Origin of the sequence: Ancylobacter sp., from assembly GCF_965229075.1 — a bacterium.
Taxonomy (GTDB): Bacteria; Pseudomonadota; Alphaproteobacteria; order Rhizobiales; family Xanthobacteraceae; genus Ancylobacter.
Genome location: NZ_CBDDIO010000001.1, coordinates 635,635 through 650,165 on the forward strand (window position 1 = coordinate 635,635; position 14,531 = coordinate 650,165).

Sequence of the window (14,531 nt, forward strand, 5' to 3'; positions counted from 1 at the left end):
TGCTGTCGCTTTCCCGCGTCAGGCCGCGTAGCGCGCCAGCGCCAGATCTTCCGCAGCGATTTCCGGCGCGCGGTCGCTGATGAGATCGGCCAGCACACGGGACGACCCGCAGGACATGGTCCAGCCCAACGTGCCGTGGCCGGCATTGAGGAACAGGTTCGGGTAGCGCGTCCGGCCGATGATCGGCGTGCCGTCCGGCGTCATCGGCCGCAAGCCCGACCAGAACGACGCCTTGCTCTGGTCTCCGGCGCCGCCGAACAGGCTCTCCACCGATTGCACCAGTGTCGCCTGGCGGGAGGGCGGCAGGCTGGTGGAGAAGCCGGCGATTTCCGCCATGCCGCCGACGCGGATGCGATCGCCAAGACGGGTGATGGCGACCTTGTAGGTCTCGTCCATCACCGTCGAAACCGGCGCCAGCCTCTCTTCCACGATCGGCACGGTGATCGAATAGCCCTTGACCGGATAGATCGGCAGGTCGAGGCCGAGCGGGGCGAGAAGCTGCGGCGTGAAGCTGCCCAACGCGGCGACGAAGCGATCGGCGTGAACCTCGCCCGCCGCTGTGTCCACGGCGACGACACGCCCGGCCGCGGTTTTGATCCCCCGAATATCGACCCCGTAGCGGAAGCTCACCCCCAGCGTCTCGGCCCGCGCGGCCAGGGCGGTGGTGAATTTGAAGCAGTCGCCCGTCTCGTCGCCGGGCAGGCGCAGGCCGCCGACGATCTTCTCGGCCGCGCGCGCGAGTCCGGGCTCGGCGGCGACGCAGCCGGCACGGTCCAGCACCTCGAACGGAACACCGTCGGCCCGCAGCACCTCGATATCCTTGCCGATGCCGTCGAGCTGCTTCTGGGTGCGGAACACCTGGAGCGTGCCCTGCATCCGCTCGTCATAGGCGATGCCGGTTTCCGCGCGCAGCTCGGCCAGACAGTCGCGGCTATATTCGGCGAGGCCGACCATGCGCCCCTTGTTCACGGCATAGCGCGCGGCGGTGCAATTGCGCAGCATCGCCAGCATCCAGCGCCAGGTCGCGACATCGAAGCGGGGCTGGATGATCAAGGGCGCGTGCTTCATGAACAGCCATTTGAGCGCCTTCATCGGGATGCCCGGCGCGGCCCAGGGCGAGGCGTAGCCCGGCGAGACTTCGCCGGCATTGGCATAGCTGGTTTCCAGCGCCGGGCCCGGCTGCCGGTCGAGCACCGTCACCTCATGGCCGGCCTTGGCGAGGTAATAGGCGGAAGTGACGCCGATCACACCGGCGCCGAGTATGACGATCTTCATCGGAAGGTGCCTCTGGTCTGTTCCTGCCCGCGCTTTCAGCGATAGACGCGATGATAGCGCCTGCCGAGCGCGGTGAGGATTTCGTAGGGAATGGTGCCGGCGTCGCGCGCCACGTCTTCCAGCGTCTGGTGCGGGCCGACGATCTCGACCAGCGTGCCGAGCGCGAGCGTGCCGGGGGCAAGCGCGGTGGCGTCCACGGTGAGGCTGTCCATGGACACGCGGCCGACGATCGGCAGCCGGACATCGCCCTGATAGACCGCGCCGCGATCGCTCAGCGCGCGCGGCAGCCCGTCGGCATAGCCCACCGAGACGGTGGCGAGCCTGCGCTCGCCGGAGGTGACATGCACGCCGCCATACCCGACCCGGGCGCCCGCCGGCACAAGCCGGGTCTGCACCACGCGCGCGTCGAGCCGCACCACCGGCCGCATCGGGTTCGGCACGCCGGCGGTCGGCGCGCCGCCATAGAGCGCGATGCCGGGGCGCACGAGCACGCCGTGATAGTCCGACCCGAGAAAGATGCCGCCGGAATTGGCGAAGCACGGCTCGATGCCGGGGAACGCCGCCGCGAAACGGCGCATCGTTGCCAGTTGCTCGGCATTCTGCGGGCTGTCCGGCTCGTCGGCGCTGGCCAGGTGACTCATCACATGCAACAGCCGCACGCCTTCCAGCCGCGACGGCTCCTGAAGCAGGGTGTCGACTTCCTCCGGCGGCAGGCCGAGGCGCGACATGCCGGTGTCGAACTGCAAGAGCGCCGGCAGTTCCGTTCCACGGGCGCGGGCGCAGCGGGACCAGTTGGCGAGCTGGTCGAGGCTGTTGAGCACGGGAATGATCCCCGCCTCCGCGCAGGCGCGCTCGGCGCCGGGTTGCAGGCCGTTGAGCACATAGAGCCGCGCGTCGCGGCCGAGGGTGCGAACGATGGCCTGCGCCTCGCTGAACTGGGCGACGAAGAAATCGCGGCATCCCGCGGCATAGAGCGCCGGGACGACGCGCGCCGCGCCGAGCCCATAGGCATCCGCCTTGACCACGCCGGCCACGCGCGCGGCCCCGACCCGGTCCTTGAGCTGCCGGTAATTGGCGGCAAGCGCCCCGAGATCGATGGTCAAGATTCCCGGCGCGGTGTCGACCGCCGTCTGGTCATTGGAGATGTCGCCGAACATCGCCCGCCTCATCCTCGCTTACCCCACGAGGATGCAGTATAGCGGAGCAATCATGCGCATTTTCCGCGATCTGTGCATGATTGCCGCATGGATGCGCCATTTTGCACGTATCAGCGAAGTTTTCGAAGGAACCACCGTGAGTGCTCTGGATTCGATCGACCGCAACATTTTGCGCCTGCTGCGTCTCGATGCGCGCATGCCGAGCGCGCAGATCGCCGCCGAGGTCGGGCTCTCCCCCTCCAGCTGTCAGCGGCGCATCAAGGCGATGGAGCATAGCGGCGTCATTCGCGGCTATACCGTTCTGGTCGACCATTCCGCGCGCGATGCCGCCATTGCCGTGATCATCAACATCACGCTGGAACGACAGACGGAGGACTACCTCAACCGCTTCGAAGCGGCGGTGCGCCGGCACCCGGAAATCCGCGAGTGCTTTCTCATGACCGGCGGCTCGGACTATCTGCTGCGCGTCGAAGTCGAGACACCGGCGGAGTTTGAACGCATCCACACCGAGATCCTGTCGACCCTTCCGGGCCTCTCGCGCATCCATTCGAGCTTCTCGATCCGCAACGTGCTCGCCAATGGACGCCGCGCGCGCTGATCCGGCTCACGCCTATGGCGCGGACGCGTTCGCCGCCGCGCGCCGCTCCAGCAGCACCACCGGCCGGCCGGCATAGAGCCCTTGGGCGAACCGGGTGAAGCCAAGCTTGCCGGCGACATGGAGCGAGGCCGCGTGGTCGGGCTCGATCATGCAGGTGAAGCGGGCGCCGTGGCGATGCGCCTCGCCCCAGGCGAGCACCGCGCGCATCGCTTCTTCCGCCAGCCCCTTGCCCTGTGCCTCTGTGCGCAGCGCCCAGCCGGCCTCCATCGTGCCCTCGATGGAGGGTTCGAGCGTGCGCTTCATGTCGTGGAAGCCGGCCTCGCCGAGCAGGGCACCGCTGACGCGGTCCTCAAGGACGAAGAAGCCGAAGCCGAGATGATGCCAGAGACCGGCCTGGCGCAGGAAGCGCACCCAGGCCGCCTCGCGGCTCAGCGGCTGTCCGCCGATGAAGCGCACCACCGCCGGCTCTGCCCACATGGCGGCATAAGCCTCGAAATCCGCCATCCGGTGCGGACGCAGAAGCAGGCGAGGGGTGGTGAGAGCGGGGGGAAGGTTCATCGGGGATCCAGATTGGCGTGTGTCGGCCCGCTCGGGCCGGAGACGGGCTACCGTCCGAGAATCCATCCCTCCCAGACGTTTGCCTCTGGCCAAGGATAGCTCATTTCTTTCCGACGACCTTCGACCACCTCGATCATCTTGACCATGCCCGCAAAGGCATCAAAAGCATCCTCGCCCGTCTTTCTCGGCCCGAAACCTGCGTCGATCTGAGCGATAAGTGATGGGGACAGTTGCACTGAGTTGGTGTTTGCCCAGCGATGAATGGAAGGAGCCTTGCCTAAGCGATCAGCCTGCTGGCTCTTGCTTTCTCGTCGAAGAAAGCGACCCTCAAAAATGGCATAGGCCTCGGCCGGATAGGTCTCAGCAAGAACAACTCCGGCACGCCGAGACAGGTCTGCCAACGTGCCGTCAAATGGCCAAAGTAGCGCACCGTCCAGCATGGCCGGGCGGATTACCCCGTGCCAGCCGTTCAGTGCGGCTTTGCCAACCTGGTTGCCGCCGAGTGTCCAGAACAGGGCACAACCTTCAGGGCCATGTTCGGTCCTTCGTTCGCATTTCCGTAACAGGTCGGCGAACGTCAGGACGCCGAGGCCGGTCGTGAGGTCAGTCCGTGTCGACCCTTTCCGGGAGATACGGGGATAGAACGGTCGCTGTAGGGAAATCTCTGAGGGAGTGTCGGCGACCCTGAAAAAGTCGGACCAGTCGCCCTCCCCAAAGTCTCTCAGTGCGGCCGGAAAATCAGCAAAGCCGGTTTGCACGCCATAGGCCGATGGAACGCCGATCGGAAAGTCGAAGCCGACCAGAACGCGTCCATTCCGGCCAATCTCCGCGAGCTGTTGAACAAAGACAGAGGGAGAATCTGCCTTAAAGGCGGAATCGATAAGCCACCCGTCAGAAAGACGGGTGGCCATCGTCATCCACCTCTTCCGTTCATCCATGCTCCAGTCGGCATGGATGAGGTGGTCGAACATGAGCCTGACCTTGCTCAGCTGCACCCCGTCGTGCTTCCGCAGGTCTCGCACTTCAGGCAGGTGCCGTTCCGCACCATGGTGAAGTTCTGGCACTCGGGGCAGGATTCGCCCTCATAGCCCTTGGCGCGGGCGATGGCGCGGGCTTCCGCCTTGGTCGGACCGCTCGTCGCCGGGGCCGGGGTGGGGGCGGACCAGGGCAGGGCGTCGGTGCTGCCCAGCTCCAGTTCCTCCTCGTCCATCGGCTCGGCCTTCAGCGCCGTGGCGCCCTGGATGCCGCCGCGCAGCGCGGTGACATTCGAGGTCGCGCCGGCGGGCGCCGTCGGGGTGCCGGCCGGCACCACCATCAGGCTCACATTCTTGCCGCGCATCAGGCCCTTGGAGACCATGCGCGAGGCGGCGGCGGTCGGCGAGGCCTTGCCCTCTTCCACGCCCTTGCCCAGCGCGTCGAAATGCGACTCGCTCGGCTCGACATGGCCGAGCTCGTGGCGGCCGAGATAGGACACGGCGAGCTCGCGGAAGATGTAGTCGAGGATCGAGGTGGCGTACTTGATCACCTCATTGCCCTGCACCGGGCCGGCGGGCTCGAAGCGGGTGAAGGTGAAGGCGTCGACATACTCCTCCAGCGGCACGCCGTACTGGAGGCCCAGCGACACCGAGATGGCGAAGTTGTTGATGAAGGAGCGCAGCGCCGCGCCTTCCTTGTGCATGTCGATGAAGATCTCGCCGAGGCGGCCATCATCATATTCACCGGTGCGCAGATAGACTTTGTGCCCGCCGACCACCGCCTTCTGGGTGTAGCCCTTGCGGCGGTCCGGCATCTTCTCGCGGTCGCGCAGGGCGACGACGCGCTCGACGATCTTCTCCACCACCTTCTCGGTGATCTGGGTGGCGCGGGCGGCGGCGGGCTTCTCCAGCAGCGCCTCGACCGCGTCCTCCTCGTCGTCCTCGTCGGCGATGAGCTGCGAGTTCAGCGGCTGGGACAGCTTGGAGCCGTCGCGGTAGAGCGCGTTGGCCTTCAGCGCGAGGCGCCAGGAAAGCAGATACGCCTCCTTGCAGTCCTCCACTGTCGCCTCGTTCGGCATGTTGATGGTCTTGGAGATGGCGCCGGAGAGGAAGGGCTGCGCCGCCGCCATCATCAGAATGTGGCTGGTGACCGAGAGGTAGCGCTTGCCGATGCGCCCGCACGGATTGGCGCAGTCGAACACCGGATAGTGCTCGGTCTTGAGGAACGGCGCGCCCTCAAGCGTCATCGCGCCGCAGACATGGATGTTCGCCGCTTCGATGTCCTTCTTGGAGAAGCCGAGGAAGGGCAGCAGCTCGAAGGTCGGATCGGCCAGCTTGTCGGCGGGCACGCCGAGCTTGGCCAGCGCCTCGTCGCCGAGCGTCCAGCGGTTGAACACGAACTTGATGTCAAAGGCCGCCTTCACGCTGGCGTCGATCTTCGCCAGCATGGCGTCGTCGAAGCCCTTGGTGCGCAGCGTCGAGTGGTTGATCGCCGGCGCCTGGGTGATCGAGCCGTGGCCGACCGCATAAGCCTCGATCTCGGCGATCTGGCTCTCGGAATAGCCGAGCGTGCGCAGCGCTTCCGGCACGGCGCGGTTGATGATCTTGAAGTAGCCGCCGCCGGCCAGCTTCTTGAACTTCACCAGCGCGAAATCGGGCTCAATGCCGGTGGTGTCGCAATCCATCACCAGGCCGATCGTGCCGGTGGGCGCGAGCAGCGTGGTCTGGGCGTTGCGGTAGCCATGCGCCTCGCCGAGCGAAAGGGCGAGGTCCCAGGCGGCCTTGGCGCGCTCGACGAGCAGTTTCTCGGGCACCTTGGCATGGTCGAGCGGCACCGGGTTGGTGCTCAGCCCCTCATAGCCGGCCTTCTCGCCATAGGCGGCGCGGCGGTGGTTGCGCATCACCCGCAGCATGTGGGGCGCGTTGGGGGTGTATTCCGGGAACGGGCCCAGCTCCTTGGCCATCTCGGCCGAAGTGGCATAGGCGACGCCGGTCATGATCGCGGTGAGCGCGCCGCAATAGGCGCGGCCTTCCTCGGAATCATAGGGGATGCCGGAGGTCATCAGCAGGCCGCCAATATTGGCGTAGCCGAGGCCGAGCGTGCGGTAGTCATAGGAAAGCTGCGCGATTTCCTTCGAGGGGAACTGCGCCATCAGGATCGAGATTTCGAGCACCACGGTCCACAGCCGGCAGGCATGCTCATAGCTCTCCACGTCGAACGTGCCGTCCGCCTTGCGGAACTGCAGCAGGTTCAGCGAGGCGAGGTTGCACGCCGTGTCGTCGAGGAACATGTATTCCGAGCACGGGTTGGAGGCGCGGATCGGGCCGCCGGCCGGGCTGGTGTGCCAGTCATTGATGGTGGTGTGGAACTGGATGCCGGGGTCGGCGCAGGCCCAGGCGGCGTGGCCGATCTTCTCCCACAGCTCCTGCGCCTTCAGAGTCTTCGTCACCTTGCCGGTGATGCGGGAGGTGAGGTTCCAGTCCGCATCCGCCTCGACCGCATTCAGGAACGCGTCATCGACGCGCACCGAATTGTTCGAGTTCTGGCCGGAAACGGTGAGATAGGCCTCCGAATCCCAATCGGTGTCGTAGACCGGGAACTCGATTTCCGTGTAGCCCTGCTTGGCGAACTGCACGACGCGGCGGATATAGTTCTCCGGCACCTGCGCCTTCTTGGCGGCGCGGATCTCGCGCTTCAGGGCGGGGTTCTTTTCCGGGTCGTAGCAATCGTCACCCTCGCCCTCGCAGTTCACGCAGGCCTTCATCACGGCCTTCATGTGCTTGGCGACGGTCTTGGAACCGGTGACGAGAGCGGCGACCTTCTGCTCCTCCTTCACCTTCCAGTCGACATAGGTCTCGATATCGGGGTGGTCGACATCGACCACCACCATCTTGGCCGCGCGGCGGGTGGTGCCGCCGGACTTGATGGCGCCCGCCGCGCGGTCGCCGATCTTGAGGAAGGACATGAGGCCGGAGGAACGGCCGCCGCCGGAGAGCTTCTCGCCCTCGCCGCGCAGCGCGGAGAAGTTGGAGCCGGTGCCCGAACCATATTTGAACAGGCGCGCCTCGCGCACCCACAGGTCCATGATGCCGCCTTCGTTCACCAGATCGTCGCCGACGGACTGGATGAAGCAGGCGTGCGGCTGCGGGTGCTCATAGGACGACTTGGAGCGGGTCAGCTCGCCGGTGACATAGTCGACATAGAAGTGGCCCTGGCTCGGGCCATCGATGCCATAGGCCCAGTGCAGGCCGGTGTTGAACCATTGCGGCGAGTTCGGCGCGGCCATCTGCATGGCCAGCATGTAGCGGTGCTCGTCGAAGAAGGCCTGCGCGTCCTCCTCCGAATCGAAATAGCCGCCCTTCCAGCCCCAATAGGTCCAGGTGCCGGCCAGCCGGTCGAACACCTGCCGGGAATCGGTCTCGCCGACATAGCGCTCCTTTTCGGGGAGGGCGCTGAGCGCCTTCTCATCGGCGACGCCGCGCCAGAGGAAGGAGGGAACGGTCTCCTCCTCGGCCTTCTTCAGCCGCGCCGGCACACCCGCCTTGCGGAAGTACTTCTGCGCGATGATGTCGGTGGCGACCTGCGAGAAATGCTCCGGCACGTCGATGGCTTCGAGGCGGAACACCACCGATCCGTCAGGATTGCGAATCTCGCTCGTCGCCTTGCGGAACGCGATGTCCGCATAGGGTGAACGGCCGGCCTGCGTGTAACGGCGCTGGATGCGCATTCTGGTTCGTCCCCGGTTCGGGCGGACCTGTCCGCGGCCCGCGTATCGATCTTCAAAGCCTCGGACCTGCGTCCGCATACCCCGTCATCCGAAATCGCACGGCCAGGCCGCATCGTTCCGGTGTGTTGTTGGTACGCACGTGGAACGCATAAACGCCCCGCCGGAAGGTGGTACCGGCGATGGAGTCCGATTCAATCTGGATGAGCCGGCCCGCCAAAATCACGCTGCGACCGACGGCGCCAAACTGTCCGACTCCTTCGTGCCCGTCAACCTTGCGTCACAAACTCTAGTGTGGAGTGTGTGAAAAAATCGCTAAATCTAGATGGGGGCACCACACGTCGCCCGCCAGGGGCAAACCCCAATCGAGAGGGGATTCGGTCACTGAGTCCAGCGCCAATCCGCGTCTTCCGAAACAGCCGGTGAACAGTGGGGATGACGGGCATCACCGCACTTTGCGCTTTTGCCATTTTCCCTTCGCACGCCGGCAAGGGCGCGCTGACCCATCGGCATCTGGACAGCAGCGGCCCCGGGTCCCCAAATGACCGGCGACACCGTTCTTCCAACCTGGCATGCCCCGATGACCTCGATCCCCGACGCGCGCCCGGCCGCCGGCGCCCCGACCTTTTTCCTGCTTGCGCTCGCGGCGGGGCTCGGCGCGGCCAATCTCTATTACGCCCAGCCGCTGATCGCGCTGATCGCCGACGATATCGGCCTCGACGAGACACTGGCCAGCCTCGTCGTCACCGTCGGGCAGCTCGGCTATATCGCCGGCCTGCTGCTTCTGGTGCCGCTGGGCGACATCGTCGAGAACCGGCGTCTCATCTCCGCGATCCTGCTGTGCGCCGCCGCCGGTCTCGGCTTGGCGTTCCTCGCGAACGCGCCGGCCGTGTTCCTTCTGGCGGCGTTGGTGTTCGGCATCGGCTCGGTGGTGGCGCAGGTCGCCGTGCCCTTCGCGGCGCATCTGGCCCGGCCGGAAGAGCGCGGCCGCAAGGTCGGCAGCGTGGTGAGCGGGCTGATGACCGGCATCCTGCTGGCACGGCCGGTGTCCTCCCTGCTCGCCCACTGGTTCGGCTGGCGGTCGGTGTTCCTCATCGCCGCGCTGGCAATGCTGGCGCTGGCGGTCGGCCTGCGCCTGGCCTTGCCGCCCCGCCACCCCGGCGGGCGCACCAGCTACGCACGCCTCGTCGGCTCGCTCGGGCCCTTGCTGCGTTCGCAGCCGGTGCTGCGCCGCCGCGCGCTCTATCAGGCGGCCATGTTCGCGGTCTTCACGCTGTTCTGGACGGCGGTTCCGCTGGAGCTCGCCGGGCCGGAATTCCGGCTCGGCCAGCAGGGGATCGCGCTGTTCGCTCTGGCGGGGGCGGCCAGCGTCGCCATCTCGCCCGTCGCCGGCTGGCTCGCCGACCGGGGATGGTCGAGGATCGCGACAGGCGCCGCGCTGGCGCTGGCGCTAGTCGGCCTCTTATTGACCGAACTCGGCAGCGGCACGGCCTCGCTGATCGTGCTGGCGCTCGGCGCCATCGTGCTCGACTGCGCGGTGACGGCCAATCTGGTCTTCGGCCAGCGCGCTATCTTCATGCTGGCACCGGAAATCCGGGCCCGGCTGAACGCCCTCTATATCGCGACCTTCTTCTTCGGCGGCGCTCTGGGCTCCGCCGTGGCGAGCCCACTCTATGAGCTCGGCGGCTGGGGGGCGGTGACGGTGGCCGGCGGCGCCGTACTGCTGCTGGCGCTCGCCTATTATGCCACGGAGTTCCGCAGCCGTGGTTAAGCGCCGCGCCGGGCCGCGCGCGGCTGGACTTCGCGCGGAGCGGGTGGCATGTTCCGCGCGAGATCGACGGCCGGCGCAGGGACGAATTCCGTGAAGATTTCCGACTTCATCACCGAGACCTTCACCTGGTGGAACGCCCAGACCATGGGCACGCGCTTCCACACCTGGCGGCATGGGGAGTTCGTCGGCACGGACGAGTTCGGCAACCGCTACTACCGCACCAAGGGCCGCAAGATCGACCCCTCGCTCGGCTTCGAGCGCCGCTGGGTGATCTATAATGGCTATGCCGAAGCCACCGCGATTCCGCCCGGCTGGCACGCCTGGATGCACCAGCGCTCCGACGTGCCGCCGAGCGAGGAAAGCTATGTCGCGCGCGAGTGGGAGCAGCCGCATCGGCCGAACCCCACCGGCACCGTCAATGCCTATCATCCGCCCGGCTCGGCCATCGGCTTCGGTCATCGCCCCGCCGTGACGGGCGACTACAAGGCCTGGACGCCCGAGTGACGCCCGCCGCGCCGGCGGGGCAGGCGGGGCTGCGCGCGCCATTTTCGCGCCCGCCCCGACATCGCCGCATTGCCCGGCATCTTGGCCCCCTGCGCGCGCCGGAGGGGCAGTGCGCTTCGCGAGGCTTTCCGGTGCACGGCATTTCCGCTTTCCGACCGTTCCTGCGCTCCGCGCTTCTCGCCGGGGTGATGCTGGCGGGCTTTGCCGCCGCGCCTCTCGCTGCCCAAGGGTGGCAGGGCGGGGTGGAATCGCAGCCGCTGGCACCGCCGCCGCAGATGGAAGGGCCGGTCGAGGACCCCGATTCGCCCCCGGGCGGAGCGGGTGTGCCCTCCATCATGGAGGACCCTGACGCCGGTGCGCCGCGCGCGCCCGCTCAGGCGCCGGCGGAAGTGCCGGGGCAGGCGACCGTCGGTCCGAGCGGCGACATCGAGGTGATTCAGCCGCCGGAGCAGAAGATCGAGAACCGCACCGCCGAGTTCTCCGGCCTCGACAAGATCACCGGCCGCATCACCAGCTTCGACGTGGCGATCAACGAGACGGTGCAGTTCGGTGCGCTGCGGATCACGCCGCGCGCCTGCTATACGCGGCCGGAAAGCGAGCAGCAGAACACCACGGGCTTCGTCGAGATTCAGGAAATCGCGCTCGACGGCAAGGTGCAGCCGCTGTTCGGTGGCTGGATGTTCGCCTCCAGCCCCGGCCTGCACGGGGTGGAGCACCCGATCTATGATGTGTGGCTGACCGACTGCAAGCAGACCGCCCCGGTGATCGCCTCGCCCGGCGGCCAGCAGTAGAAATCGCCTTCACCCGCTTCCAGCGCCTGTCCCAGCAGCCGGCTGTACTGGCGCTTGGGCACCTCAATGGCGCCGAAGCTGCGCAGGTGGTCCGTGACGAACTGGGTGTCGAGCAGCACGAAGCCGCCCTTTTTCAGCCGCGCCACCAGATGCACCAGCGCCACCTTGGAGGCGTCGCGGGCGGTGTGGAACATGCTCTCGCCGAAAAACGCCCGCCCCAGCCGGACGCCATAGAGGCCGCCGACCAGCACGCCATCCTGCCAGGCTTCCACCGAATGGCAGTAGCCGCGCGCGTGCAGGTCGCAATAGAGCTTGCGGATGCGCCGGTTGATCCAGGTCGAACCGCGCCCGTCGGCGGGGGCGGCGCAGCCATCGATCACCGCCTCGAAATCATGGTCGATACGGATCTCGAAGCGGTCGGCGCGCACCGTACGGGCGAGGCGGCTGGTAATGCTGAAATCGTCCAGCGGAATGATGCCGCGCCGCTCCGGTTCGATCCAGTAGAGGCCGGGGTCGTCGGCGCTCTCGGCCATCGGGAAGATGCCGCAGGCATAGGCCTTCAGCAGCACGTCCGGGGTGATCTCGACCTGATGTTCGCGCGGGTGTGACATGACGCCAGCATGACCGAGATGCGCAGCGCTGTGAAGGCGCCGTGCCTTTTGGCACGGCGACGGCGGACACGAAAATGGCCGGGACGTGCCCGGCCATGATGTCGTCGAAGAGCTGATCTGAAGGCGCCTCAGGCGCCCGGCTCGCCCTCGGCGAGGAAATGCTCCAGCCAATGGATGTCGTAGGCGCCGCGCTTGATGTCGTCATTCTCGACCAGTTCGCGGAACAGCGGCAGCGTGGTTTCGATGCCCTCCACCACGAACTCGTTCAGCGCCCGCTTGAGCCGGGCGAGGCACTCCTCGCGGGTGGCGGCGTGGACGATGAGCTTGCCGGCGAGGCTGTCGTAATAGGGTGGGATCGTATAGCCCTGATACACCGCCGAATCGATGCGCACGCCCGGCCCGCCCGGCACGTGCCAGTAGTCGATCCGCCCCGGCGAGGGCCGGAAGGTGCGGGGATGCTCGGCATTCACCCGGCACTCGATGGCGTGGCCGTCGAGCTTAATGTCGTCCTGCGTCACGCTCATCGGCAGGCCGGCAGCGACGCGGATCTGCTCATTGATGAGATCGACGCCGGTGATGGCCTCGGTCACCGGATGTTCCACCTGGATGCGGGTGTTCATCTCGATGAAGTAGAACTCGCCATTCTCGTACAGGAACTCGATGGTGCCGGCGCCGAGATATTTCAGGTCGCGCATGGCCTGCGCCACCGTCCCGCCGATGCGGGCGCGCTGTTCCGGCGTGAGGATGGGCGAGGGGGCCTCTTCCAGCACCTTCTGGTGACGGCGCTGCAGCGAGCAGTCGCGCTCGCCGAGATGGATGGCGTTGCCCTTGCCGTCGCCCAGCACCTGGATTTCGATGTGCCGGGGCGTGCCCAGATACTTCTCGATATAGACCGCGTCGTCGCCGAAGGCGGCGCGGGCTTCCGAGCGCGCGGTGGAGAGGGCGGCGGACAGTTCCTGCTCCGAGCGCGCCACCTTCATGCCGCGCCCGCCGCCGCCGGCGGCGGCCTTGATGAGCACGGGATAGCCGATCTCATTGGCGACCTTCATCGCCTCGTCGTCGGAGGTGACGCCACCATCCGAGCCGGGCACGCAGGGAATGCCGAGCCGCTTGGCGGTCTTCTTCGCCTCGATCTTGTCGCCCATGATGCGGATGTGCTCGGGCTTCGGCCCGATGAACTGCACGCCATGGTCGATGAGGATTTCCGCGAAGCGCGCATTCTCGGCGAGGAAGCCATAGCCGGGATGCACGGCTTCGGCCCCGGTGATCTCGCAGGCGGCGAGCAGGGCCGGAATGTTGAGATAGCTGTCGCGGGCCTGCGGCGGGCCGATGCACACGCTCTCATCCGCCAGCTTCACATGCATGGCGTTGGCGTCGGCGGTGGAATGAACCGCCACGGTGGCGATGCCCATTTCCTTGCAGGCGCGCAGCACGCGCAGGGCGATCTCGCCGCGATTGGCAATCAGAATCTTGCCGAACATCAGGCGCGCCTCACTCGATGATCAGGAGTGGCTCGCCATATTCGACCGGCTGCGCATTCTCCACGATGATACGGGTCACGGTGCCGGCGCGGGGCGCGGGAATCGCGTTCATGGTCTTCATCGCCTCGACGATGAGCAGCGTCTGGCCTTCCTTCACCACCGAGCCGACGTCGACGAAGTACTTCGCGCCGGGCTCGGGGCCGAGATAGGCGGTGCCCACCATCGGCGAGGTGACGAGGCCGGGATGCTTCGACAGGTCGGCCACGGGCGCGGCAGAAGCCGGCGCGGCGGCAGCCGGTGCCGGGGCGGCGGCGGCCACGGGGGCCGGCGCGACCGCGACCGGGGCTGCATAGACGGTGGGCGCGGCGCGGACGACGCGGATGCGCAGATCCTCGTGCTGCACCTCGATCTCGGTGAGGTCGCTCTCGGACAGCAGGTTGGCGATCTCGCGCACGAGCGCGGGGTCGATGTTCGGCTTGTTGGTTTTCATCATGATCCCGTGACGGTCGCTCGCCCGTCTCCCTCAGCTGATCTTGCCACCGGCGGTGGCGAGCGCATCGATGGCGAGCCGGTAGCCGTCGATCCCCAGGCCGCAGATCACCCCACGGGCGACCGGCGAAATATAGGAATGATGGCGGAAGGCTTCGCGCGCGAAGACGTTGGACAGGTGGACTTCGACGACAATGAGGCCGGCCGCCTTGATGGCGTCGGCGATGGCGACGGATGTGTGGGTATAGGCCGCCGCGTTCAGCACAACGCCGCGCGAGCCGCGCGCTTCCTGCAGGAAGGTGACGAGCTCGCCCTCATGGTTGGTCTGGCGGAAGACGAGGTCGAGGCCATGGCGCTCGCAGGCGGCGCGGCAGGCGGCCTCCACATCGGCGATGGTCGCACGGCCATAAATCTCCGGCTCGCGCGTGCCGAGCAGGTTCAGATTCGGTCCGTTGAGAACATGCACCGTGTCGGGCATCGCGCCTCGTTGAAGCCAGCCGCCGGCGGCCCCATGCCGGGACGGCCGCGGGTTTATAGGCAATGGCTGGCCTCGCGCCAAGCCCTGCCGTGCTTTCCCTTGGATTATCCCCGGCCGGC

The 14,531-nt window shown here is 67.0% G+C and carries 13 protein-coding genes; 4 read left to right on the top strand and 9 right to left on the bottom strand.

The genetic code is table 11. The features are described 5' to 3' along the window. Positions 1 to 18: 18 nt before the first annotated feature. Both ACO07Z_RS03205 and alr read right to left on the bottom strand, forming a co-directional pair. Positions 19 to 1,275, bottom strand: a complete 1,257-nt coding sequence (locus ACO07Z_RS03205; protein ID WP_421697371.1) for a D-amino acid dehydrogenase — start codon at positions 1,273 to 1,275, stop codon at positions 19 to 21. Positions 1,276 to 1,310: 35 nt separating this feature from the next. After that, a complete protein-coding gene (gene alr, locus ACO07Z_RS03210; RefSeq protein WP_421697372.1) occupies positions 1,311 to 2,432 on the bottom strand; it encodes an alanine racemase in 1,122 nt (373 codons plus the stop codon). A 136-nt stretch (positions 2,433 to 2,568) separates the two neighbouring features. Between alr and ACO07Z_RS03215 the strand changes: the two genes are divergently transcribed. Then, a complete protein-coding gene (locus tag ACO07Z_RS03215; RefSeq protein ID WP_244377105.1) occupies positions 2,569 to 3,030 on the top strand; it encodes an Lrp/AsnC family transcriptional regulator in 462 nt (153 codons plus the stop codon). Positions 3,031 to 3,042: 12 nt separating this feature from the next. Here ACO07Z_RS03215 and ACO07Z_RS03220 read toward each other — a convergent pair whose 3' ends face one another. From ACO07Z_RS03220 to ACO07Z_RS03230, 3 genes are read right to left on the bottom strand one after another with little or no spacing between them, the layout of a single operon-like run. Further along, entirely contained in the window at positions 3,043 to 3,588 is a 546-nt protein-coding gene (locus ACO07Z_RS03220) for a GNAT family N-acetyltransferase (protein WP_421697373.1), read from the bottom strand. 47 nt (positions 3,589 to 3,635) lie between these two features. After that, positions 3,636 to 4,559, bottom strand: coding sequence for a DUF429 domain-containing protein (locus ACO07Z_RS03225; protein WP_421697374.1), 924 nt, complete (start codon positions 4,557 to 4,559; stop codon positions 3,636 to 3,638). Between the two features lie 14 nt (positions 4,560 to 4,573). After that, positions 4,574 to 8,290, bottom strand: coding sequence for a vitamin B12-dependent ribonucleotide reductase (locus ACO07Z_RS03230; RefSeq protein ID WP_421697375.1), 3,717 nt, complete (start codon positions 8,288 to 8,290; stop codon positions 4,574 to 4,576). Positions 8,291 to 8,867: 577 nt separating this feature from the next. Between ACO07Z_RS03230 and ACO07Z_RS03235 the strand changes: the two genes are divergently transcribed. The 3 genes from ACO07Z_RS03235 to ACO07Z_RS03245 all read left to right on the top strand — a co-directional run bounded on the left by ACO07Z_RS03235 (position 8,868) and on the right by ACO07Z_RS03245 (position 11,353). Then, positions 8,868 to 10,058 carry an MFS transporter gene (locus ACO07Z_RS03235; RefSeq protein WP_421697876.1) on the top strand — a complete coding sequence of 397 codons (1,191 nt, stop codon included), beginning with the start codon at positions 8,868 to 8,870 and terminating at the stop codon, positions 10,056 to 10,058. A 48-nt stretch (positions 10,059 to 10,106) separates the two neighbouring features. Next, positions 10,107 to 10,562 (top strand): NADH:ubiquinone oxidoreductase subunit NDUFA12, encoded by a 456-nt coding sequence (locus ACO07Z_RS03240; RefSeq protein ID WP_421697376.1) that lies wholly within the window; start codon positions 10,107 to 10,109, stop codon positions 10,560 to 10,562. A gap of 131 nt (positions 10,563 to 10,693) precedes the next feature. Next, positions 10,694 to 11,353 (top strand): DUF2155 domain-containing protein, encoded by a 660-nt coding sequence (locus ACO07Z_RS03245; RefSeq protein ID WP_421697377.1) that lies wholly within the window; start codon positions 10,694 to 10,696, stop codon positions 11,351 to 11,353. Here the strand turns inward: ACO07Z_RS03245 and aat are convergent. The 4 genes from aat to aroQ all read right to left on the bottom strand — a co-directional run bounded on the left by aat (position 11,284) and on the right by aroQ (position 14,412). After that, positions 11,284 to 11,964: a leucyl/phenylalanyl-tRNA--protein transferase gene (gene aat / locus ACO07Z_RS03250; RefSeq protein WP_421697378.1), complete on the bottom strand. Its 681-nt coding sequence runs from the start codon at positions 11,962 to 11,964 to the stop codon at positions 11,284 to 11,286. The two genes, ACO07Z_RS03245 and aat, sit on opposite strands and share 70 nt — an antisense overlap. A 128-nt stretch (positions 11,965 to 12,092) precedes the next feature. Beyond that, positions 12,093 to 13,445, bottom strand: a complete 1,353-nt coding sequence (gene accC / locus ACO07Z_RS03255) for an acetyl-CoA carboxylase biotin carboxylase subunit (RefSeq protein ID WP_421697379.1) — start codon at positions 13,443 to 13,445, stop codon at positions 12,093 to 12,095. Between the two features lie 10 nt (positions 13,446 to 13,455). Beyond that, complete coding sequence (gene accB, locus ACO07Z_RS03260; protein WP_421697380.1) at positions 13,456 to 13,935, bottom strand: acetyl-CoA carboxylase biotin carboxyl carrier protein; 480 nt, start codon at positions 13,933 to 13,935, stop codon at positions 13,456 to 13,458. A gap of 33 nt (positions 13,936 to 13,968) precedes the next feature. Further along, a complete protein-coding gene (gene aroQ, locus ACO07Z_RS03265; RefSeq protein WP_244377093.1) occupies positions 13,969 to 14,412 on the bottom strand; it encodes a type II 3-dehydroquinate dehydratase in 444 nt (147 codons plus the stop codon). Between the last annotated feature and the right edge of the window lie 119 nt (positions 14,413 to 14,531).